Source organism: Paracidovorax cattleyae, assembly GCF_900104515.1.
Taxonomy (GTDB): Bacteria; Pseudomonadota; Gammaproteobacteria; order Burkholderiales; family Burkholderiaceae_C; genus Paracidovorax; species Paracidovorax cattleyae.
In genome coordinates this window covers 121,167-143,197 of sequence record NZ_FNJL01000011.1, presented here as the reverse complement: position 1 = coordinate 143,197, position 22,031 = coordinate 121,167, and the positions used below count along the sequence as shown (strand labels likewise).

Below are 22,031 nucleotides of genomic sequence, written 5' to 3'. Positions count from 1 at the left end.
GAAATTCTCAAGAGGGACATGATGGATATGCCAAGTACGCACGCGCGACCGGCAAGCGACACCCCCAGCGAAGCGCTGCAGGAAACGATCCAGGCCATGGCCGCGCTGATTGCAACCATGCAGAGGCGGGAACAAAGCCTGCAGGACCAGATTTCCCGGCAACTGCAGGCGCTCAACGGCGCAGTGGACAATGCGGATCGGAGCGTCAATCGCGTGGTAGAGAACGCACTACCGCGGCTGACGCAATTGACGCAACAAGCACTTGCGGTGGCGCTGGAGCCGGCGGCCGATCGCTTCGATCGCACGCTGACCGCCGCGAACCAGACGCTGCAGCAAGCCACCCAGCGCTACGCGCAAGCGCAGCAATCCCTGGAATCCAAGGCAATGCGTCGTATGTGGATGGGGGCCATTGCCGTTCTGGTCGCGACCATCATGGGGCTATGTGGTCTGGGATACGCGATGCACAGCGCGAGGGCGACCCTGGCCGAGGCAGAACAGCGCCGGGCAGAGATCGCCTACATGGATCGCGTTGCTCGGGCCGATCTGGTGCCTTGCGGCGAAGACCGGCTCTGCGCTGATTTCGAGAAGAAGGGGCCGCGTTATGGAGACCGTGGCCAGTACCGGGTCATCACACTGCGCCAGTCTGGCGCCCGCTGAACTGGCATCAAGCTGGTCCTTCTTGTCCAGTTTTGTAGACGAGGTGGTAATGCTGGTGCTTGCCGGCGAAGTCGTTCAGGGAGTAGCTTGGCGGCGTCGCAAATGCGAACCTTGAGGAGATGGGCATGGACAGCATTTCGTTCCCTTCTGCAGGTCGCCCTACTGCCTGCAGCGATCGCGAGCGCATCTGTTGCTGCAGCTGAGTCGCCATCTCCCGTTGGACACGTTGTCCAGGGGCTTGGCGAAAGCATCCCTGCGGGCGCCAAGAACGTCAGTCTCTCGCCGCGCTTCAAGGTCTATACCTTCACGCAGGACGGCGTGAAGTATGTGCAGATCAACTCTTTGCAGGATGAAGTGTTGACCGTCCTGGTTGTGACGCCCGGCGCGCAGCAACAGTTACCCATCGGGTCGGCTTCCGGAACACCCGTCGTGTTCGTCGATCCAGCCAAGCAGCCCTGACACCATCACCTCAGACTGAGCACTGCCGGCAGCCCGTGTTGCCCCAATCCCGGCTTCGAGCCGCGCCTGGAGTTGTCAACCGTCGCCTGCTCCGGACCACGTACCTTGAGCCTGCCTGAAATGCAGGCGAAAGCTCCCCTGATGGGGACAAGGACGAGTCATGGAGATGAAGAAGACGAGCATGCTGGCCCGTATCGCGCTGGCGGGTGTTCTGCTGGCTGGCGCCCATGCGGCGCAGGCATGCTGCCCTGATGGTGGGCATGGAGCACCTGCAGCGGCCGCCGGCCTGGGTGAGGCCCTGCCGAAGGCCCGGAACCTGGCGCTGGACCCTGCCTGGCGCATCTATGAGTTCCAGCGCGATGGCGTAACGTACCTGCAGATCAACGATGTGGCGGGCACGGTGCGCGCCGCAGTGGGCAGGGTCAACGACACGCTGTGGGTGCTGCCGATGGGGGCGGACGTGGCCCGCGTGACCTTGCCGGCGAAGGGGGCGAGCACCGTGGGCACTGTGGTGTACCAGACCTCGGGCTTCGTCGTGCGCGTGGTGCCCGGCAGCGGAGGCAACGCCTGGCAGATCAGCGCCGTAGACTGAGCCCTTCGCCCACCGATTCGGACACCAGAAAGCTGAGGCTGTAGGCATGGCGGCGCCGGCAGGTGCCGCCATGCACTTTGAGCCGCGCCGCCAGCTCCCAATCGGCGTCCCGGGCCATGGGGCGCTGTCGATCCAACGGGGATGCGTCGGCGACAACGCAGACCACGATGCCTTGGCGGTTCCCGGCTCGCCATACCCGGGCCTTGAGAAGGTGTCGCTTGGCCGCCGGCAAGGTCTCGACCACGTTGAGCACACAACGGTAGGCTACCAGCTGCAGCCCGAGCGAGAGCCGCATGGGATCTCCGCGCAGACGGCACCGGAATTCCGTGTCGCACAGGTTGCTCATGGCCACGGAGCGGAATGTCTCGAACAGGCCATGCGTCTCGATGCCCAGCGGATACAGCGCCGTGACGTACTCATCCAGCAGTTGCGCCTGGATCACGCCGCTGCGCGTCATCTCCATGGCGGCCGCATGCTGCCCTCGGGCGCGCAGGTGGGCCACGATGTCCTTTCGAAGCTTGTTCATGTGGACGGTGAGGTCGCTGTATTCCACAACGCGGCGTCGCAGGGTGCGCTCCGCCTGCAAATAGCTGGCTTGCGCGAACTGCAAAGCCTCCTGCCGCTCGTGCCGGAAGCGGCCCGCACGCTCGAATGCCATCGACAGGCGAGACCCGAAAACGAACAGGCCCGTGGCGGCCCCCGCGAGTGCGACCTGCACACGGAAGGCCTCGGCATGGTAGGCCGCCAGCGTCATGGCATCGGGAAGCATGATGCCGATGGCGACATTGGCGAGCACGACGCCGACGGCGGCGCCGCGCCAGCCATGCAGTAGCGTCAGCACGATCGCTGGAACGACCATCATCGCCATGAGCATCTGGTGCGAGAGATGGTCATGCGTTGTGCCTGCGACCAAGAACAAGGCCACCACCGCCCCGCAACTGAGGAGCACATCCCTCGGCAATCGTGGCCGAGTGATCCCAGGCTCCTTTCGGCGCAGCCATAGCAGCGACGGCAGGATGAACATCAGCATGCCCAGGTAGTCGCCGAGCCAGTAGCGCGCCAACGCCTCCATGGGAGTGAGCGCCGTGTAGCCCTTCAGGGTGACGTTCATGGCCACATTGCAGAGCGTGCTCCACAGCGCCAATGCCAGGGACAGAGGAAGCAGCAGGTACTCCTGGTCCAGCAGCCGCGGCAAGTGGCGGCGCGCGGCATGCACCGCCAATGCGACGTAGGGCATCAAGAGGAACGGGCTCGCATAGGCCCATAGCGGACTGGCGCCGCGCTCCACCATGGGAACACGGATCGTCAGCAGCGCAGCCGCATCGCCGGCGAGCAGGTAGGGCCAAAGGCGGTACGGCATGAACAGCAGGGTCGCCGCGCGCAGCCCCGCTGGCAGGTACCACTGGTCCATGGAGCAGTGCCACGCCAGCAGGAAGGAGGCGCAGTAGGCCGTACTCATCAGAGCGCCTTTGGCGATGTTTTTCCCCGCGGCCATCCCCAACCATCCGTGGCGTGTCAGGGCTACTGTACAAGCCGGTTCTAGCGTGGGGGTAGACAGCTGGGGAGTCACTGCTATGCCTGGGCGCGGATGCCCAGCTGCTACCGCAAGTTGTCTGCCTTGCAAGCTCTCGCGCAGGCTAATTTGAGACGCTTTTTTAGTGACTTCCGCCGCAACTCGATGGATACACATTGTGTATCCAATGCTATCCTTGCGCCATGTCGCTTAAAGACGCTGGTATGCGGATCCGAGTGGAAAAAAAGCTGCGCGAGGCTTTCGTGCTGGCTTGTCGCGCCCAGGATCGACACGCTTCCGATGTACTGCGCGACTTCATGCGGACGTTTACGGAGAAGGAGCTGCTGGGCCAGGCTGACCTGTTCGCTGCCTCCAAGGAAAAAAAGAGATGAAATTGCAGACGGAGCAAGAACTGGTGGCCCTCTGCCTTGCCCTCATTGGTGGGCAAGGCTGCTTGTCTGCAGCGGAGCGTAAGCTGGCAAAGACAGCCCCTGTATTGGGCCTCAAGTCCAAGGACGTCGAGAACATCCGTAAGGCGATAGCGCAGGGTGCTGATCCTCTCGGAGAGGCTTTCTCATCTATCCGCTCGGCTACCCAGCGCCGTGCAGCGGGGGCTGTTTATACGCCCGCGCCGATTGTCCGCTCAATGATGACTTGGCTGTCTAGCCAGGGCGTACCCGCACGTATCGTCGATCCTGGCGCGGGCTCGGGTCGCTTCATTTTGGCAGCGGGGCTCGCATTTCCTGATGCGCAACTCGTCGCAGTGGAGATGGACCCTCTTGCTGCGCTGATGCTGCGGGCGAACTTGAGTGCCCATGGCTGGGTCGGTCGGGCGACGGTTTTGGTCAAAGACTATCGGCAAGTCACGCTGCCGCGTTGTGCGGGGGTGACGGCATTCATTGGCAATCCGCCTTACGTGCGGCATCACGATATCGACGAAGCTTGGAAAGCGTGGTACGCCACGCATTTCGCTTATCTCGGCATCAAAGCTAGTGCGCTCGCTGGCCTTCATTTGCACTTTTTCCTGAAAACTCGCTTACTTTCTAAGGCGGGCGACATTGGAGCGTTCATCACTTCCGCAGAGTGGATGGATGTGAATTACGGATCGGCGCTACGCCAGCTCCTCCTAGATGAATTGGGTGGGGTGGCTTTGCACGTGCTTGAACCAACCGTCGAGGCCTTCCCTGGTACAGCGACAACGGCTGCAATTACTTGCTTTCGAGTCGGCGAGACGGTCGAGCCTGTTCGTGTACGTGCGGTGGAAGAGTTGAACTGCCTAAACGGATTGACTAGGGGGACTGACATTCCTCGGGAACGGCTGGAAGCCGCATCCCGCTGGTCAATAATCGTCCGTCCATCTGTTGCACCTGCAGATGGAGAGATGGAGCTTGGTGAGCTGTTCCGGGTCCATCGAGGGCAAGTCACAGGTGCAAATGACATCTGGATTGCTGGGGAGCACGCGAAGGGCCTGCCTGATCGCGTCAAGCTTCCTGCAGTCACTAAAGCCAAAGACTTAATAATTGCTGGCGCGCAACTGCAATCCTGCGAGGTCTTGCGTCGTGTAATCGATCTGCCGGCTGAGCTAGATGAGTTCACGAAAGAAGAGAAGAAGCGCATTAGTGCTTTCTTGTCTTGGGCAAAAACTAATGGTGCGGATAGGAGCTATATCGCGCAACACCGTAAGGCTTGGTGGTCCGTAGGCCTAAAGGCGCCGGCCCCAATCCTGTGTACATATATGGCTCGCCGGCCGCCTCAGTTCACATTCAATGCATGTGACGCGCGGCATATCAACATAGCTCACGGGCTCTATCCACGTGAGCCGCTATCCCAGGGAGTGATGGCGCGGTTGGTGGCGTGGCTTAATAGCAACATCAACACAGGGAGTGGTAGAACTTACTCTGGTGGTTTGACAAAGTTCGAGCCTAAAGAGATCGAACGTCTGCATATCCCCAGGCTAGAGGCATTGCCTGCATGACAAGCTCGCCCATTCGATGGACCAAAGCTGAGTTGGCCGCTGATGCCGCCACTTCGGCCGCTCAGTTCCGAGCCGAACGATTGGCTATCTCTGATTCTTGGGAAGGCCATTACAAGCAAGCAAATGGCAAATTCGAGCTGCTGTTCAAAACGTTGAGTGATCTCAATCCTCATGCCATCACCAATGACAAGCTGGCAGAAGCCTATGGACTCGGGCTTGGCGAGGCGCTGCGATACTTGGCTGGCCCGCCAATTTCTGACGATGACCTACGAGTAATCGCCGATGTCGACTCGATCGCACCAGGTATCTTGAGAAAAAAACCTGAGTCGCTATCTAAGGTTTTCAAGGTTATTGAGCAAGTGATTGATCCGCATCGATTCCCGTGGGTGAAAGATGGCGTCAACCCTACCGATGAACAGCGCGACAGGGCTCTGCTTGCCTCTTCGGTGCTTCTGGCTGCGCAGCGCATTGCCACTGAGCGGCGTAACGATGGAAAGAATAACCAAGAGACTACAATAAAAGACTATTTGCGCAGCCTTGGGTTTGCAGAGGTTCCGACAGAAACCATCAGCACTATAGTCAAGGGGCCGCAGGCAATGCAATTCTGTGCTGAATGCAAGTTGGGTGCACGTAAGGCGGATATTGTTGTGCGCCTGCACGACACGCGATTGATGCCGATCGAGTGCAAAGTTTCGAATAGTGCAACAAATAGCGTTAAGCGCCTTAATAATGATGCTGCGGTAAAGGCGGAATACTGGATTAAGCAGTTTGGCGCCGTTCAAGTTGTTCCTGTGGCTGCATTGGCCGGTGTCTTCAAGGTGCTGAATCTTGAGCAAGCTCAGGACCAGGGATTGTCTATCTTCTGGTCTCATGATCTCGGAAAGCTTGGTGCTTTTATAGAATCCACCAAGGCAAAATGATCTATACCCATGCGGACGCGGCAACGGTCGCTAACGCAGCGTGGACGCAATTGGATCGCCACGCTTTAGATATTCTTGCGGCGGTTGCATGTCAACGCGGTGTTTAATGAGCCACGTCGCCCCATAGGTTCTCAATGAGGTACCAAGGCTAGCGAACCCAATCGCGGGGCGGCGATATCCTTGTTTGGCTGCGTTAATTTAGGAGCCTTTTCCAGCTTAAACAGTGCCACCGCTTGGGATAGGCCGAAAGCTTGTTCTTCCATAGACCGCGCCGCGGCGGTGGCTTCCTCGACCAGCGCAGCGTTTTGCTGGGTTGTCTCGTCCATCTGCATCACGGTCTGGTTGACCTGCTCGATGCCGGCAGACTGTTCCTGCGAGGCAGCCGAGATCTCGCCCATGATGTCGGTGACGCGCTGCACCGAGGTCACGATCTCCTGCATGGTGCTGCCGGCGCGGTCGACCAGCGCCGAGCCCTCGGCGACGCGGGTCACCGAGTCGTCGATCAAGGTCTTGATCTCCTTGGCGGCGTTGGCCGAGCGCTGCGCCAGGGTGCGCACTTCGCTGGCGACCACGGCGAAACCACGTCCCTGTTCGCCGGCACGGGCGGCTTCGACCGCGGCGTTCAAGGCCAGGATGTTGGTCTGGAAGGCGATGCCGTCGATGACGCCGATGATGTCGGCGATCTTCTTCGACGAGGCTTCGATGCCGTTCATGGTCGTGACCACCTGACCGACCACGTCGCCGCCTTGCGAGGCCACCGCGGCCGCGCCGCTGGCGAGCTGGTTGGCCTGGCGGGCGTGTTCGGCGTTCTGCTTGACGGTGGAGGTCAACTCCTCCATCGAGGCGGCGGTTTCCTCCAGGCTGGCGGCCTGCTGTTCGGTGCGGCGCGACAGGTCGTCGTTGCCGGCGGCGATCTCGCTGGCGGCGGCATTGATGCTGACCGCGGCGGTCTGGATGCGGCCGACGATGCCGGTCAACTGGTCGGCGGTGGCGTTGGCGTCGTCGCGCATGGTGGCGAACACGCCGTGGAACTCGCCGTCCATGCGCGCGGTCAGGTCGCCGGCGGCGATGGCCTGCAGCAGCGCCGACAGCTTGCCGAGGTTGCGATCGCTGACCTCCATCATTGCGTTGAGGTCCTGCACCATCAGGCGGAAATCGTGCTGGAAGTGCGCGGCATCGCCGCGGGCGCTGAAGTCGCCGGCCGCGGCCGCCGCCAGGCGCTTGATCTCGGTGTTGATCGCCAGCAGGCTGGCCTTGGCCGCGTCCATCGACTCGTGCAGCACCGCACGACTGCCGGGCAGGCGGCGCGCGTCGCGGCGCAGGTCGCCGTTGGCGTATTCGTTGAGCACGCCGATGGCATCGACGATGGCGTCCAGGTGTTCGAACATCATGGTGTTGATGCCCTTGCTCAGCTCGCCGTACACGCCCGGGAAGTCCTGCGGCATGCGGTGGCTGATGTCCTTGTCGGCATGCAGTTCGATCATCAACGTGGTTTCGCTGGAGAAGCGCTGCAACTGGGTCTGCATGCGATCCATCGCGCTCAGCAGGCGGCCGGGTTCGTCGCGGGCGTCGGTGCTCACGTCGTTGTCCAGGCGTCCGTCGGCGATGGCTTCAGCGGCGCGGGTGGCGCGGCCCAGCGGCCCGGTCAGGCTACGGGTGATCGTCCAGCCCAGCAGGCCGCTGACCAGCAGGACGGCGAGGCCGCCGGAGATCAGAACGATGCGGCCACGCGCCATCGCCGCCGAGGACGCCGCATAAGCTTCCTGACTCAGGCGTCGCTGCAGATCGGCATTGGCGCGGATCGCCGCCTGCTGCTTCTCCATCGCCACCGCGGCATCGCCCAGCAGCAATGTCTGCGCCTGGGCGTTTTGATCCTTCTCGCCCAGCGCCAGCACCTGATTGTTGAGCTGCACCGACTTGGCTCGTGCGCTCTCGATCGCGGCCATGGCCTGGCGTTCGGCCGGGTTCGCCGGCAGCGCCGACAGCGCCGACAGCGCATCGTGCGCAGCCTTGTAGCGCGCCCGGTTGCGCTGCACGATGTTCAGCATCCTGGTTGGCCGCATCGCCGTCGACGATGGTGATGGACAGCAGCCCGATCTGCACGTTGGTGTTGGCATCCAGCATCTCGTTGGAGAGGCGCACCTTTTCCATGTTGCCGTTGACGATGCTGTCCAGTTCGCGATGCGCCCTGGCCATGGTCAGCAAGCCCATGGCGACCAGCACGGTGGAGAGCAGAATGAGGATGCCGAACGCCACGCCAAGGCGGCGCCCGACGTTGTAGCGTTGCAAGAGTGCATTCATGGTTGCGTTACCAGTTGGAAAGTGAGGCGCCTGTTGGCGTCTTAGCCATCCACTGGCGGCAGCCACTCCTTCACGGGGTATCGGCGGGAGATGGAGAAACTGTAGCCCGTCACAGTTCTGTCGGGGGCTTGTCTATTGTCACTTCTTAACGAAAAATAAATTTCGAGCGCGAATGCCCGAATTGGCGCGGTCCATCTCTAAGTCCTGGCACCTTTCATCTGCTCTACGAGTTCTCCGGCCAAACGAGTCTACGAACCTAGCGTTCTAGGTTCATCGACTCTTTTGTCAGTTCCAACGACCGACTTGCGTCGGTTGGCCACCAATTCCGCTGCCTGCCGTATCGGATCGTCTTCGGTGTGAACATAGCGCATGAACATCGCCACCGTCTTATGCGCGGTCAGCGCCATGCCGACCTTGACTGGTACGCCGGAGTTGGCAATGTCCGTCGCCGAACGATGGCGGATGCCGTGGGTGCCGACTTTCGGCACGCCTGCGCGTTCGAGGATGCGCCGCCAAGCAGGGTAGTAAGAGTTGGGGCTGAGCGGTTTGCTGTGGTCGAGGATGGCTGGACACACGTAGGGCGAGTCGCCGTACCGAGGCGCGTTCGACAGCAACCTTCGGGCCTCCTGGCTCAAGGGCTTGGACATGCCGCCTGTCTTGCTGTCCGGCCAAACGACTCGGCCGTTCGGTAGGTCGAGCCAGTCCCACTGCAGCAGCAAGATTTCCGACATGCGGGCTGCGAACTCGAAATGCAGCCGGATTGCTAACAGTATGGTCGGATGTTCCAGTGCCTCTGCCTCTGCCTTCTCCAGATAGGCGAACAGGCGGACCATCTGCTCGTCGGTGATGAGGCGGGTCGAGCCTTTCTCCGGGTACTTGGGCACATGGCGGCAAGGGTTGGAGCCGTCCGGCCGGTATCCCCACAGTTCGGCCAGGTTGAACATCTTGCGGAGGAGCGAGAGGACGCGGTTAGCCTGCGTGGGGGACTTCTCCATCCGCTTCATAAGCGCCGTGATGTCGTTGCGGTCCACCTCGTGGACCTTCTTGGAACCAAAGGTCGGGATGACAAAGGAGTCGATCTGGTACTGGTAACCCCTGCGCGTGCTGGGCTTGTTGCGCACCTTGGAATGGTCTTCTATGAACCGGGTGCACAATTCCTTGACTGTTGGCGCCCTGCGAGCTTCTCCCTTGTCGTGGCCGGGGTCGCCGCCGCGCCGCACTTCGGCCAGCCAGTCCTGCGCCAGCGATCGCGCCTGCTCGACGGTGAGTTCGCCGAACTGGCCCAGTGATGGCTTGCGCCGCACGCCCGAGTTCGTCCGGTACTGGAGCATGAAGACCTTCCGGCCGGTTGGTGTAACCTTGCATAAGAAGCCTGGGACAATCGTGTCCCTGAGCTCAACGTCACATGCCTGTGCCTGAGCCGCGTCCACAACGCTTTTGGTCAGCTTGATTTTTGCCATTTGGCTCTCCTTGGAGTCCCCCGATTCCAGGAGCCGGCTAGGAGCCAAGCGAAAGAGAACCGGGGCGGTTTGCATCGCGCACCGGCATATGATTCAAGGCCTTGGCTATACGGAAAACCTGCCACAGCAAGCTGTATCCAAGCACGGCGCAACTCCGGTGCGGAACATATGCTCTGGCTTAAAATCCGCCGCTTCCTGCGAAGGGGCGTGCCGGTTCGATCCCGGCTCGGGGCACCACTACGATTCGATCATGTCAAGTTACAACGCTCCTTTTGAAATCCATGTCCACGGCCAGGTGCAGATGCGTGCCGACACCACGTTCGAGCAGCTGCAGGACGCGCTGAAGCCGCTCTGGAAGTATGCGGGCGCCCGTTCGCTGGCCGACGGCGCGGCCAGCGCCTACGAGGAAGAGCCCGGCATCGAGTTCGACGCCAAGGAGCATGTGCTGAACATCTGCTGGACGGTGCACGGCGACGAGGATTTCCGCCAGTCGCTCGACGAGATGTGCATGAGCCTCAACGAGCTGTCCGAGCAGGGGGCGGCCCTCGAGGTCACCTTCTACGACACCGAGTTCGACGAGGACGAGGAAGACGACGGCACCGAGGCGCGCGATGATTTCGTCATGCTCTTCGTGGGCCCGACGCCCGCGGCCATCATGCAGGTGCAGCGCGACCTGCTGGTGCAGGACGTGGTCCACATGATGGAGCGCCACTTCGACGGCGCCGAACTGGGCGGCGTGGTGGCCGAGATCGACAAGCTGTTCTCGCAGCGCTTCGATGCCCTGGTGAATTCGCTGGAGATCGGCAAGCCCCCGCGCGGTTCTGGCGGCCCCGGCGGCGGGGGACACGGTGGCGGTGGCGGCCGCAGGCCCCGCCATCTGCACTGATCGCGCGGCGCTTCCCGTTTCGCGCCTGCTTTCGCCGCCCGGCGAGGTGCCGCGTCCCCGGTGCCGCGGCGGCCCCGGGACGTGATTTCCGCATGCCCGCTCCCTCCCTTCCTCCCCGCCATCCCATGCCCTACCTGCAGGGCTATCCCGAGGCATTGCGCGCGCAGGTGGCCGCGCTGGCCGAGGCTTCTGAACTGGGAAGCGTGCTGCTGCGCAGGTATCCGCACCCGCATGCGGTGCGCGACGACAAATCCCTCTACCGCTATGCCGCCGACCTCCGGGCGCGCCACCTGCGCCACGCGGCGCCGGTCAACAAGGTGGTGTTCGACAGCAAGATCCACGTCATGCGCCATGCCCTGGGCCTGCACACGGCCTCGGCGCGCGTGCAGGGCGGCCGCCTGGCGGCCCGCCACGAGATCCGCGTGGCGTCCATGTTCAAGCAGGTGCCGGACGAGTTCCTGCGCATGATCGTCGTGCATGAGCTGGCCCACCTGCGCGAGCGGGACCATGGCAAGGCCTTCTACCAGCTGTGCATGTCCATGGAGCCGCAGTACCACCAGTACGAGTTCGACACCCGCCTGTACCTGACGTACCTGGAAGGGGGCGGCGAGCCGCTCTGGAGGGACTGAACGCGGTACGGCAACGCCTCGTCGCCCGTCGCGGTGCCGGCCCCGCAGGACCGCACAGGGGCCGGGCCGGGCTCAGCCCGCCGTGCGCGGAAGACCTGCGATCAGTTTGTCCAGCGTGACGGGATAGTCCCGCACGCGCACGCCGGTCGCGTTGTAGATGGCGTTGGCGATGGCCGCGCTCACGCCGCAGATGCCCAGCTCGCCCACGCCCTTGGCCTTCATGGGCGAAGCGCGGGGATCGGGCTCGTCCAGGAACACGACATCCTGGTGCGGAATATCAGCATGCACCGGCACCTCGTAGCCGGCCAGGTCGTGGTTCACGAAGAAGCCCAGGCGTTTGTCCACCGCGAGTTCCTCCATCAGCGCGCCGCCCACGCCCATGGTCATGGCGCCGATCACCTGGCTGCGTGCCGACAGGGGGTTGAGGATGCGGCCCGCCGCGCACACTGCCAGCATGCGGCGCACGCGCACCTCGGCAGTGAACGCATCCACGGCGACCTCGACGAAATGGGCGCCGAAGGTGGACTGCTGGGTTTCCTTCTCCAGCACGCCGAATTCGATGCCGTCCTCGGCCGTCGGTTCACCATCGCGAGCGGCATCGGCCAGCGCCGCGCTGCGGTCTCCAGCCGACACCTGCCCTCCGGCGAACCGGGCGGTGGCCGGGTCCAGGCCCAGCTTCCGGGCGACGGTCTCACGCAGCTTCACGCAGGCGGCATAGACGCCCGAGGTGGCGCTGGCCGCGCCCCACTGGCCACCCGAGCCGGCCGAGACGGGAAAGTCTGAATCGCCCAGCCGCACGGCCACGCGCGAGATCGGCACGCCCATCATCTCGGCCGCGGTCTGCGCGATGATGGTGTAGCTGCCGGTACCGATGTCGGTCATGTCGGTTTCCACCAGGATGCGGCCCAGTCCGTCCAGCCGCACGCGGGCGGCGGATTTCATGACGGGCGCGCCGCGGTAGGCTGCTGCCACGCCCAGCCCCACCCACCAGGGGCCTTCGCGGCGCCGGGCCGGATGGCCGACCCCACGACGACGCCGTAGGCCGCGTTGGGCGCGACGTCGTGCCGTTCATGGGCGTAGGGCGCGGTGCCGGTGGTCTTGAGCAGGCCGTCGATGCGGTGCACGGGCTGGCCCACGACCTGGAGCTGGTCGATGGGGTTGGCTGCGGCGGGAGTGTCGAACTTCATGGCGGTCAGCTCCGGGCCCGGGAAAGGGCTGCGGCCAGCGTGCGCTCGGCCAGTGACAGTTTGAAAGCGTTTTCCTGCGTGGGACGGGCGCCGGCCAGCAACTGGCTCGCCACCGCCTGCGCGCCCTGGGGCATGGCGGCTTCGGCCGCCTCCACCCGCCAGGGCTTGTGCGCCACGCCGCCCAGCGCCACGCGGCCCGTGCCATCCCGCTGCACGATGGCGGCGACCGAGACCAGCGCGAAGGCGTAGGAGGCCCGGTCGCGCACCTTGCGGTAGATGTGCGTGCCTCCCACGGGCGCGGGTAGCGTCACCGAGGTGATGAGCTCGCCTGGCTGCAGGGTGGTCTCGATGTGCGGGGTGCTGCCCGGCAGCCGGTGGAAGTCTGCAATGGGGATGACGCGGGTTGCGCCGTCGGCGCGCACGGTTTCCACCGTGGCGTCGAGCACGCGCAATGCCACGGCCATGTCGCTCGGGTGGGTGGCGATGCAGTCGTCGCTTCCGCCGATCACCGCGAGCTGGCGGCTGAAGCCGCCGATGGCCGAGCAGCCGCTGCCCGGCTGGCGCTTGTTGCAGGGCATGTGGGTGTCGTAGAAATAGGGGCAGCGCGTGCGCTGCAGCAGGTTGCCGCCCGTGGTGGCCATATTCCGCAACTGGCCCGATGCGCCCGCCACCAGCGCCCGCGTGAGCACGCCGTAGTCGCGCCGTACGCGCGGATGGGCGGCCAGGTCGCTGTTGCGCACCAGCGCGCCGATGCGCAGCCCGTCCTGCGGCGTGGGCTCCACCGTGTCCAGGCCGATGCCGTTGACGTCCACCAGGTGGGCCGGCGCCTCGATCTGCAGCTTCATCAGGTCCAGCAGGTTGGTGCCGCCGGCGATGAATTTGGCGCCCGGCCGCGCAGCGATGGCAGCGGCGGCCTGCGCGGGCGAGGCCGCGCGCTCGTAGCTGAAGGGCTTCATGGGCGGGCCTGCGCGACTTCGGTGATGGCATCCACGATGTTGGAATACGCGCCGCAGCGGCAGAGGTTGCCGCTCATGCGCTCGCGCAGCTCCTCGGCCGACAGCACCGGCCGGGCCACGATGTCGGCACTGGCATGGCTCGGCGCACCCTTGCGCAACTCGTCGATCGCACCCACCGCCGAGCAGATCTGCCCCGGCGTGCAGTAGCCGCACTGGTAGCCGTCATGCCTGACGAAGGCCGCCTGCAGCGGGTGTGGTGCAGCGGGCGTGCCCAGGCCTTCGATGGTGGTCACGCTCGCGTCCGGATGCATCACCGCCAGGCCCAGGCACGACACTACACGCCGGCCGTCCACCAGCACCGTGCAGGCCCCGCACTGCCCATGGTCGCAGCCCTTCTTGGTGCCCGTCAGGCGCAGATGCTCGCGCAACGCGTCCAGCAAGGTGGTGCGGGTATCCAGGGTGAGTTCGTGCGCCGTACCGTTGACGCTGAGGCGGACGGCGGCACGGACGGGCGCCTGGCCGCATCCGTCGGGGCCGCCGCGGAGGCCGGCACCGCGGATGCGGCAGCCGATGAAGCGCCGGCGGGGAACTGGGTGTTGTTTTCCATCGGGGTTCCGTGGGGGCTGTCGCAAGGCCGGGAAAGCGCTGCGTGCGTGCGGCACGCGCAGATTCCACAGCCTCGTACAGTCCCCGGCCGGGCCATGTAGGCCACGCACTGAAACCGCCGTGGGCGCAGAGGGCGCAGGGGACAGCCATTGTGCCCCCCGGGAAAGGCCTATTGCCGAGTCAGGTCCCGGTATCCAGCCATTCGCCGGCCGTTTCCTGGGGCACTTCCACCAGGGCGCAAGCCGATGCGGGCAGCTGCAGCCAGCGGCGGGCGGCCGCCTGCAGCAGGGGCAGGGCTCCGGTCGTGAGGAGGCTTGCCGTGCCCGCGGCCGGTGCGGTGGCCGCGGCCAGGGTGCCGGCCGCCTCGAGCAGGCGCCGTGTCTGGCGCGCCACGGGTTCGCCGGTCTCCACCAGGCGCACCTGCGGGCCGGTGTGCGTGCGCAGCGCGTCCGCGGCGAAGATGTAGTGGGTGCAGCCGAGCACGAGCGTGTCGATCTCGCCGGGAGCGGTGCCGAAGGATCCGAGCTCTGCGGTGTACCGGGCGCAGAGCGCGCGGATCTCGGCGGTGGCCGGGTCGTCGGGATGGGTGTCGGCCGTGCTGCGCTCGATGGCGTGGGCCAGCCCGTCGCAGGGCTGCACCACGAATTCGACGGCGCCCTGCAGCGACGCCTGCAGGCGCTGGAACTTGGCGCTGGCCAGCGTCCCGCGCGTTGCGATCACGCCCACGCGGCCGGTGCGCGTGAGGGACAGCGCGGGCTTGAGGGCCGGTTCCACGCCGACCAGCGGCAGGCCGGCGTGCCGGGCGCGGACGTCGTGGATCGCGGCCGCGGTCGCGGTGTTGCACGCCACGACCAGGGCCTTGATGCCATGCATGCGCTGCAGGTACCCGGCGATGGCATGGGTGCGTGCCGCCACGTAGGCATCGCCGCGCTCGCCGTAGGGCGCATGCGCGCTGTCGGCCAGATAGACGAAGCGCTCGTGCGGCAGTTCGGCGCGCAGCGCGCGCAGCACGCTCAGGCCGCCGATGCCGCTGTCGAAGACACCGATGGGCCGTTGCGTGGCAGAGGTCATGGCGGGGCCTTGGCAGGGCCGGTCAGGCCGCCACGAGGTCGATGGACTTGAATTCGCCCGTGGCGATGCGCTTTTGCCACTCGGCCGGGCCGGTGATGTGGGCGCTGGTGCCGCCGGCATCGACGGCCACGGTCACGGGCATGTCCACCACGTCGAATTCGTAGATGGCTTCCATGCCCAGGTCCGCGAAGCCGACCACCCTGGCCTGCCTGATGGCCTTGCTGACGAGGTAGGCGGCTCCGCCCACGGCCATCAGGTAGGCGCTCTTGTGGTTCCTGATGGCCTCGATGGCGACCGGGCCGCGCTCGGACTTGCCGACCATGGCGATCAGGCCGGTCTGCGCCAGCATCATGTCGGTGAACTTGTCCATGCGCGTGGCGGTGGTCGGGCCTGCGGGGCCCACGACCTCGTCGCGCACCGGATCGACCGGGCCGACGTAGTAGATCACGCGGTTGGTGAAGTCCACGGGCAGCGGCTCGCCCTTGGCCAGCATGTCCTGGATGCGCTTGTGCGCGGCATCGCGGCCGGTGAGCATCTTGCCGTTGAGCAGCAGCGTGTCGCCCGGCTTCCAGCTGGCGACCTCTTCCCTGGTCAGCGTGTTCAGGTCCACGCGCCTGGACTTGTTGTAGTCCGGCGCCCAGTCGATCCTGGGCCACAGGTCCAGCGACGGGGCCTCCAGGTACACGGGGCCGGAGCCGTCCAGCACGAAGTGCGCGTGGCGCGTGGCAGCGCAGTTGGGGATCATGGCCACGGGCTTGGAGGCCGCGTGCGTGGGGTACATCTTGATCTTGATGTCCAGCACGGTGGTGAGGCCGCCCAGGCCCTGCGCGCCGATGCCCAGGGCGTTGACCTTCTCGAACAGCTCCAGGCGCAGCTCCTCGACCTGGTCGAGCTTCTCGCCACGCGCGGCCTTGGCCTGCAGCTCGTACATGTTCAGGTCGTCCATCAGGCTTTCCTTGGCCAGCAACACGGCCTTTTCCGCCGTGCCGCCGATGCCGATGCCCAGCATGCCCGGCGGGCACCAGCCGGCGCCCATGGTGGGCACGGTCTTGAGCACCCAGTCCACCAGGTTGTCGCTGGGGTTCATCATGACCATCTTGGACTTGTTCTCGCTGCCGCCGCCCTTGGCCGCGACGGTGATGTCCACGGTGTTGCCGGGCACGATCTGCGTGAAGATGACGGCAGGCGTGTTGTCCTTCGTGTTCTTGCGCAGGAACTGCGGGTCGGCCACGACGCTCGCGCGCAGCGTGTTGTCGGGGTGGTTGTAGCCGCGGCGCACACCTTCGTTGACGGCGTCCTCCAGGCCCTGGCCGGCGGGGAAGCCCTCCCAGCGCACGTCCATGCCGATCTTCAGGAACACGTTGACGATGCCGGTGTCCTGGCAGATGGGGCGCTGGCCGGTGGCGCTCATCTTGCTGTTGGTGAGGATCTGCGCCATCGCGTCCCTGGCCGCCGGGCTCTGCTCGCGCTCGTAGGCGCGGGCCAGGTGGGCGATGAAGTCGGCGGGGTGGTAGTAGCTGATGTACTGCAGGGACGCGGCGACGGATTCCACGAGGTCGTGGTACCGGATGGTGGTGCTCATGGTGGGGATGCGTTGTAGGTAGGACTGACGGCCGTGATTATCGCGCCGCGCCCCGGCGGGGGGCGTGCAGGCCGCGGAACCTCAGGCCGGAGCGCTCGCTGCCGGGTCCAGCACCTGCATGTCGATGATGGAGGGGCTGAAGTCCGCCGCGCCCTCGGGCTTGTCGCCCACCGCCCAGGCGAGCAGGGTGTCGGCCGGCATGGGCCGGGCAAAGTAGAAGCCCTGCAATTCGTCGCAGTGCATGGCCGCGAGGATGTCGCGCTGGCCTTCCGTTTCCACGCCCTCGGCCACCACGCGCAGGCCCAGGGCATGCGCCAGCCGCACCACCGCATCCACCACGGCGCGGGCGTCTTCCTGCTCCTCCAGGTCGCGCACGAAGCTGCGGTCGATCTTGAGCTGGCGCGCCGGCAGGCTGCGCAGGTAGTGGAGGCTGGAGTAGCCGGTGCCGAAGTCGTCGATGGACAGGTACACGCCGATGCGCCCCAGCTCCTCGATGGCCCGCTGGGTGGCGCGCGTGTCTTCCATCGCGACCGACTCGGTGATCTCGCACAGCAGGTGCGAGGCCGGCACGCCATGCCGCTGCAGGGCATCGCGGATGCGGTCGGCGAGCCCGCTTTCACGCAACTGGTAGGCCGAAAGGTTGATGGCCACGCGCATGCGCAGCCCGTCCCAGGTCCAGGCGGCCATCTGCCGGCAGGCTTCCTCGATCACCCAGTTGCCGAGTTGCGCGATCAGGCCGAAGCGTTCTGCGATCGGAATGAACTCCACCGGGCTGACGTTGCCCCGTTCCGGATGCCGCCAGCGCAGCAGGGCTTCCACGCCATTGATGCGGCCGCGCCGGGCATCGATCTTGGGCTGGTAGTGCAGCGACAGCTCGCCGCGGGAGATCGCCTGCCGCAGGTCGTGCTGGAGCGACAGCTGGGCCGTGGCGTCGGAATCCATGTGCGATTCGAACATCGCGTAGCCATTGCCGCCGGCCCGCTTGGCCGCGTACATGGCGGCGTCGGCGTTCGCCACGAGCTTGTCGCGCTCGCCGTGGTCCGGATACACGACGATGCCGATGGAGCAGGCGATCTGCACGGTCTTTCCGGCCACCTCGAACGGCTGGCCCAGGGAATTGAGCAGCCGGTGCGCCACCGCGAGGCAGTCGGCCGGGCCGTCCACGTTTTCCAGCAGGAGCAGGAACTCGTCGCCGCCCACGCGGGCCACGGTGTCGCTTTCGCGGGCCTGCAGCCGCAGGCGTTCCGCGGCGCTGCGAAGGATGGCGTCCCCCGCCGCATGGCCGAAGGAGTCGTTGATGGGCTTGAAGCCGTCCAGGTCCACGAACATCACGCCCAGGCGCTGGCCTGCATCGCGGCGCCGCAGACGGTCCAGGCGCAGCAGGGCGTGGGACAGCCGGTCCTCGAACAGCAGCCGGTTGGGCAGCAGGGTGAGGGGGTCCGCGAAGGCCTGCTTCTGCAACTGGGCATTGGCCTCGGTGAGGCGGGCATTGCTCTCCTGCAGGGACGCGTTGAGCTGCCGGGCGGTGGTCTGCATGCGCGCGTCCAGCACGGAGGTGAACAGAGTGCTCAGCAGGAGCATGCCGGACGACAGCACCACCATGGCCGTGAGGCCGGGCCCGCCGAGGCCGTCGGCGCTCAGGCAGATCGAGCCTTCGGGGAACGATGCGGCGGCCATGCCGGTGTAGTGCATGCCGCAGATGGCGATGCCCATCACCAGCGCCGCGGCCGCCTGGTACCACGCCCTGCGCCGGTCCTGCCGGATGTGGATCAGCCACCGGAAGATGTACAGCGCGGTGGCCGACGCGAAGAACGCCACCGCGATCGATAGCGCGACCAGCACCGGGTCCCACACGATGTCGATGGACATCTTCATGGCTTCCATGCCGATGTAGTGCATGCCGCTGATGCCCGTGCCCATGAAGGCCGCGCCGACGAGGATCTGCCACCGGCCGAACCGCGGCAGGCTGGCCAGTCCCAGCGCCAGGGCCGACGCCAGCACCGCGGCGAGCCAGGACAGCAGCGTGAGGCCGCCGGAAAAGCCCAGCACGATGGGCAGCTGGAATGCCTGCATTCCCAGGAAGTGCATGGCCCAGATGCCCGTGCCCATCACCACCGAGCCCGCGGCCCACCAGACCACGCCGATGTGCCGCTGCGAAGCGTGCACCCTGCGTGCCAGGTCCAGTGTGACGTAGCTGGCCAGCACCGCGATGGCGAACGAGGCCGCCACCACCAGCGGGTCGTAGCGCGACGGCATGAAGGCGGTGACGGCGAAACTGGAAAGGGCGGACATGGTGGGGCGGGCCGCAGCATGCATGCGGCCCATTATTGTATCGATTGGTTACAGGCCTTGCCGGCCAGCGGGGCTTGGCCGGACGGGCAGGGATGAGAATCGTTCCGTTGATTTATGCTGCGGCACGAGGCTTCCTCGCCAGCGCGTTCCCGACGAGAACGCGCCAGCCTTTGCCGGGGTGCACCCCCACGCAGCGTGGCTGCACCGGTCTTCACACCTTCCATTCAGCGGAAAACCATCCAAATGTCCACCCGTACGGAACGCGATACCTTTGGCCCCATCGAGGTGCCGGCCCACCGGCTCTGGGGCGCGCAGACGCAGCGCTCGCTGCAGAACTTCGACATCTCCGGCGAGCGCCAGCCGCGCGAGATCCTCCATGCCCTGGCCCTGGTCAAGCGCGCTTCGGCCAGCGTGAACCATGCCCTGGGCCTGCAGGACGCGAAGAAGACCGAGGCCATCATCGCCGCGGCCGACGAGGTGGTCGCGGGCCGGCATCCGGACGAATTCCCGCTCGTGGTCTGGCAGACCGGCTCGGGCACGCAGACCAACATGAACATGAACGAGGTGCTGGCCAACCGCGCGAGCGAAATCCTCGGCGGCGAGCGCGGCGAAGGCCGGGCGGTCCATCCCAACGACGACGTGAACCGCAGCCAGTCCAGCAACGACGTGTTCCCCACGGCCATGCATGTGGCGGCCGTCGAGGCGCTCACCCACCGCCTGCTGCCCGCCATCGCGAAGCTGCGCGCCACACTGGAGAAGAAGGCGGCGGATTTCGACGGCATCGTGAAGATCGGCCGCACGCACCTGCAGGATGCGACCCCCCTCACGCTCGGCCAGGAGATCTCCGGCTGGGTGGCCCAGCTGGCGCATGGCGAAAGGCACGTGCGCGACGCGCTGCCCCACCTCTGCGAACTGGCGCTGGGCGGCACCGCCGTGGGCACGGGGCTGAACGCGCCCAAGGGCTACGCCGAGGGCGTGGCGAAGGAGCTGGCCCGGCTGACGGGGCTGCCCTTCGTCACCTCGCCCAACAAGTTCGAGTCGCTCGCCTCCTGCGACGCGCTGGTGCATGCGCACGGTGCGCTCAAGACGCTGGCGGCCAGCATGATGAAGATCGCCAACGACGTGCGCTGGCTGGCCAGCGGCCCGCGCAGCGGCATCGGGGAGATCACGATCCCCGAGAACGAGCCGGGCTCCTCGATCATGCCGGGCAAGGTGAACCCCACGCAGAGCGAGGCCGTGACCATGCTGGCGGCGCAGGTCTTCGGCAACGACGTGGCGATCAACATCGGCGGCGCCTCCGGCAATTTCGAGCTGAACGTGTTCCGCCCGATGGTGGCCCACAACTTCCTGCAGAGCGTGCGCCTGCTCGCCGACGGCATGGTGAGCTTCAACGACCACTGCGCCGTGGGCATAGAGCCGAACCGCGAACGCATCGGCGAGCTGGTGGAGCGTTCCCTGATGCTGGTGACGGCGCTCAACACCCATATCGGCTACGACAAGGCCGCCTTCATCGCCAAGAAGGCCCACAAGGAAGGCACGTCGCTGCGCGAGGCGGCCGTGGCTTCGGGCCACGTGACGGGCGAGCAGTTCGACCAGTGGGTGGTGCCCGGCAACATGGTGGGCCGCTGACGCGGCTGCCGCTCAGGCTGCCGTCTTGCGGCCGGTGCGCCGGGCCGGGGCGGCAGGCTTGGCGGCGCGGCCTTTTCTGCCGGCGCGCGCCCGGGCCCGGGCCGTGTCCTGCAGGAAGGCCATCAGCCGGCGCTCCACGGCACTAAGACCCCGGGCCCCCGCAGCGCGCTCGCCGATGCGCTGCCACACCGCCTGCATGCCGGGCCCCGCGTCCGACGCGAGTTGCGAACCGAGTTCCAGCACGGCGGGGTGGATGTAGGACTTCTTGCAGACCGCCGGCGTGTTGCCCAGCTGGCGCGCCACTTCCGCCAGGATGTGCTTGGCAGTCGCGACCGGTGCACCCTCGGGCTGGGTACAGGCGATGCGCGTGAGCTCCAGGGCCTGCGCCGTGCCGTGCCAGGTCCGGAAATCCTTGGCGGTGAATCGCATACCGCCCCCCGGCGCGCTGTCGTCCGTGCCCGCGATCTCGTGCAGGTAGTCGTTCACGTCGCCGGAGCCCACGGTGTGCCGCGTGCCGTCTTCGTCCTCGTACTGGAACAACTCCTGCCCCGGCAACTGCTGGCACCGGCGCACCACGCGGGCCACGCGCGGGTCGTCCACGGTCGCCTGTTGCTCCACGCCACTCTTGCCGCGAAAGCGCAGGGTCAGGGTGCTGCCGCGCACGCCCGCATGCCGGTTGCGCAGGGTGGTGAGGCCATAGGAGCGGTTGGCAGCCGCGTACTCCTCGTTGCCCACACGCAGGAAGGTGGTGTCCAGCAGCCGGACGATGGTCGCCAGCACCACCGCGCGCGAGAGCGCAGGCTCGCCGCGCCGGGGCTGGAGGTCGCGCGCCACGCGTGCGCGGATGCGGGGCAGGGCCCGGCCGAAGGCCTGCATGCGCTCGAACTTGGCCTCGTCGCGCTGCAGGCGCCATTCGGGGTGGTAACGGTACTGCCGGCGCCCGCGCGCATCCAGCCCGGTGGCCTGCAGATGGCCTTCGGGCAGCGGGCAGATCCAGACATTCGAGTAGGCCGGGGGAATCGCCAGCTTGCGGATGCGGGCGATCTCCCCCTCGTCCGTCACCCACTGCCCGTCGGGCGTGCGGAATTTGAAGTGCTTGCCGCGCAGCACGCGGGTGAGCCCTGGCAGCGTGTCGGGGTGCACGTAGCGCAGGCCGCCGGGCAGGCGCTCCGGCGGAGCGGGGCGGGGCCCGGCGTCGCGGGAATGGGCGGGGCGGTCGGCTGGGAGGTACATGGACGGGCCTGTGTGCGGATCTGGAGCCATCACACACGGTTTCGCGCCGCGGCGCTGTAGGAAGCGCCAGAGCCCGCCAGTGG

19 protein-coding genes and 2 pseudogenes are annotated in these 22,031 nt (G+C 66.0%); 10 read left to right on the top strand and 11 right to left on the bottom strand.

Features of this window, described 5'->3' with window-relative positions:
* The first annotated feature begins 18 nt into the window (after positions 1 to 18).
* From BLR05_RS11335 to BLR05_RS11325, 3 genes are all read left to right on the top strand, one after another.
* The gene (locus BLR05_RS11335) at positions 19 to 657 is read left to right on the top strand and encodes a hypothetical protein (RefSeq protein WP_244160087.1); all 639 of its coding nucleotides are present in this window, start codon (positions 19 to 21) and stop codon (positions 655 to 657) included.
* A gap of 102 nt (positions 658 to 759) precedes the next feature.
* Positions 760 to 1,116 carry a hypothetical protein gene (locus BLR05_RS26770; protein ID WP_208606006.1) on the top strand — a complete coding sequence of 119 codons (357 nt, stop codon included), beginning with the start codon at positions 760 to 762 and terminating at the stop codon, positions 1,114 to 1,116.
* A gap of 166 nt (positions 1,117 to 1,282) precedes the next feature.
* On the top strand, positions 1,283 to 1,708 hold the full coding sequence (locus BLR05_RS11325) for a hypothetical protein (protein ID WP_208606005.1): 426 nt from the start codon (positions 1,283 to 1,285) through the stop codon (positions 1,706 to 1,708).
* Here BLR05_RS11325 and BLR05_RS11320 read toward each other — a convergent pair.
* The gene (locus BLR05_RS11320) at positions 1,692 to 3,203 is read right to left on the bottom strand and encodes an MASE1 domain-containing protein (RefSeq protein WP_092834576.1); all 1,512 of its coding nucleotides are present in this window, start codon (positions 3,201 to 3,203) and stop codon (positions 1,692 to 1,694) included. The genes BLR05_RS11325 and BLR05_RS11320 overlap by 17 nt on opposite strands.
* Positions 3,204 to 3,424: 221 nt before the next feature.
* Here BLR05_RS11320 and BLR05_RS11315 point away from each other — a divergent pair, with 221 nt between their 5' ends.
* The 3 genes from BLR05_RS11315 to BLR05_RS11305 are packed head-to-tail and all read left to right on the top strand — an operon-like array spanning position 3,425 to position 6,116.
* A complete protein-coding gene (locus BLR05_RS11315) occupies positions 3,425 to 3,613 on the top strand; it encodes a plasmid-related protein (protein ID WP_092834575.1) in 189 nt (62 codons plus the stop codon).
* Complete coding sequence (locus BLR05_RS11310) at positions 3,610 to 5,196, top strand: Eco57I restriction-modification methylase domain-containing protein (RefSeq protein WP_092834574.1); 1,587 nt, start codon at positions 3,610 to 3,612, stop codon at positions 5,194 to 5,196. Before BLR05_RS11315 ends, BLR05_RS11310 begins: the two co-directional genes overlap by 4 nt.
* The gene (locus tag BLR05_RS11305; protein WP_092834573.1) at positions 5,193 to 6,116 is read left to right on the top strand and encodes a XamI family restriction endonuclease; all 924 of its coding nucleotides are present in this window, start codon (positions 5,193 to 5,195) and stop codon (positions 6,114 to 6,116) included. The genes BLR05_RS11310 and BLR05_RS11305 overlap by 4 nt, the downstream gene beginning before the upstream one ends.
* A gap of 131 nt (positions 6,117 to 6,247) precedes the next feature.
* On the opposite strand, the gene BLR05_RS11300 is transcribed toward BLR05_RS11305, so the two are convergent.
* Positions 6,248 to 8,164 carry a methyl-accepting chemotaxis protein gene (locus BLR05_RS11300; RefSeq protein ID WP_092834572.1) on the bottom strand — a complete coding sequence of 639 codons (1,917 nt, stop codon included), beginning with the start codon at positions 8,162 to 8,164 and terminating at the stop codon, positions 6,248 to 6,250.
* Here BLR05_RS11300 and BLR05_RS11295 point away from each other — a divergent pair.
* Complete coding sequence (locus tag BLR05_RS11295; RefSeq protein WP_143015895.1) at positions 8,154 to 8,462, top strand: hypothetical protein; 309 nt, start codon at positions 8,154 to 8,156, stop codon at positions 8,460 to 8,462. The two genes, BLR05_RS11300 and BLR05_RS11295, sit on opposite strands and share 11 nt — an antisense overlap.
* 203 nt (positions 8,463 to 8,665) lie before the next feature.
* Here BLR05_RS11295 and BLR05_RS11290 read toward each other — a convergent pair whose 3' ends face one another.
* Entirely contained in the window at positions 8,666 to 9,877 is a 1,212-nt protein-coding gene (locus BLR05_RS11290; RefSeq protein WP_092834611.1) for a tyrosine-type recombinase/integrase, read from the bottom strand.
* A 250-nt stretch (positions 9,878 to 10,127) separates the two neighbouring features.
* On the opposite strand from BLR05_RS11290, the gene BLR05_RS11285 reads away from it, so the two are divergent.
* Positions 10,128 to 10,763 carry a DUF6806 family protein gene (locus BLR05_RS11285; RefSeq protein WP_092834570.1) on the top strand — a complete coding sequence of 212 codons (636 nt, stop codon included), beginning with the start codon at positions 10,128 to 10,130 and terminating at the stop codon, positions 10,761 to 10,763.
* Between the two features lie 92 nt (positions 10,764 to 10,855).
* Positions 10,856 to 11,392: a M48 metallopeptidase family protein gene (locus tag BLR05_RS11280; RefSeq protein WP_244160086.1), complete on the top strand. Its 537-nt coding sequence runs from the start codon at positions 10,856 to 10,858 to the stop codon at positions 11,390 to 11,392.
* 72 nt (positions 11,393 to 11,464) lie between these two features.
* On the opposite strand, the pseudogene BLR05_RS11275 reads toward BLR05_RS11280, so the two are convergent.
* The 7 genes and pseudogenes from BLR05_RS11275 to BLR05_RS11245 all read right to left on the bottom strand — a co-directional run.
* Positions 11,465 to 12,406, bottom strand: a pseudogene (locus BLR05_RS11275) (molybdopterin cofactor-binding domain-containing protein); the annotation flags it as partial.
* Positions 12,331 to 12,579, bottom strand: coding sequence for a hypothetical protein (locus BLR05_RS27495; protein WP_092834568.1), 249 nt, complete (start codon positions 12,577 to 12,579; stop codon positions 12,331 to 12,333). The pseudogene BLR05_RS11275 and the gene BLR05_RS27495, both read right to left, overlap by 76 nt.
* Positions 12,580 to 12,584: 5 nt before the next feature.
* Complete coding sequence (locus BLR05_RS11265; RefSeq protein ID WP_092834567.1) at positions 12,585 to 13,535, bottom strand: FAD binding domain-containing protein; 951 nt, start codon at positions 13,533 to 13,535, stop codon at positions 12,585 to 12,587.
* Positions 13,532 to 14,142, bottom strand: a pseudogene (locus tag BLR05_RS11260) (2Fe-2S iron-sulfur cluster-binding protein). Before BLR05_RS11260 ends, BLR05_RS11265 begins: the two are co-directional and overlap by 4 nt.
* A 179-nt stretch (positions 14,143 to 14,321) precedes the next feature.
* Entirely contained in the window at positions 14,322 to 15,212 is an 891-nt protein-coding gene (murI, locus tag BLR05_RS11255; protein ID WP_092834566.1) for a glutamate racemase, read from the bottom strand.
* 22 nt (positions 15,213 to 15,234) lie between these two features.
* On the bottom strand, positions 15,235 to 16,794 hold the full coding sequence (locus BLR05_RS11250; protein ID WP_092834565.1) for a fumarate hydratase: 1,560 nt from the start codon (positions 16,792 to 16,794) through the stop codon (positions 15,235 to 15,237).
* A gap of 81 nt (positions 16,795 to 16,875) precedes the next feature.
* Complete coding sequence (locus BLR05_RS11245) at positions 16,876 to 19,086, bottom strand: putative bifunctional diguanylate cyclase/phosphodiesterase (RefSeq protein ID WP_230681214.1); 2,211 nt, start codon at positions 19,084 to 19,086, stop codon at positions 16,876 to 16,878.
* Positions 19,087 to 19,329: 243 nt separating this feature from the next.
* Between BLR05_RS11245 and fumC the strand changes: the two genes are divergently transcribed.
* Positions 19,330 to 20,715 (top strand): class II fumarate hydratase, encoded by a 1,386-nt coding sequence (gene fumC / locus BLR05_RS11240; protein WP_092834564.1) that lies wholly within the window; start codon positions 19,330 to 19,332, stop codon positions 20,713 to 20,715.
* Between the two features lie 12 nt (positions 20,716 to 20,727).
* Here fumC and BLR05_RS11235 read toward each other — a convergent pair whose 3' ends face one another.
* Positions 20,728 to 21,948, bottom strand: a complete 1,221-nt coding sequence (locus BLR05_RS11235; protein ID WP_092834563.1) for a DNA topoisomerase IB — start codon at positions 21,946 to 21,948, stop codon at positions 20,728 to 20,730.
* Positions 21,949 to 22,031: the final 83 nt, after the last annotated feature.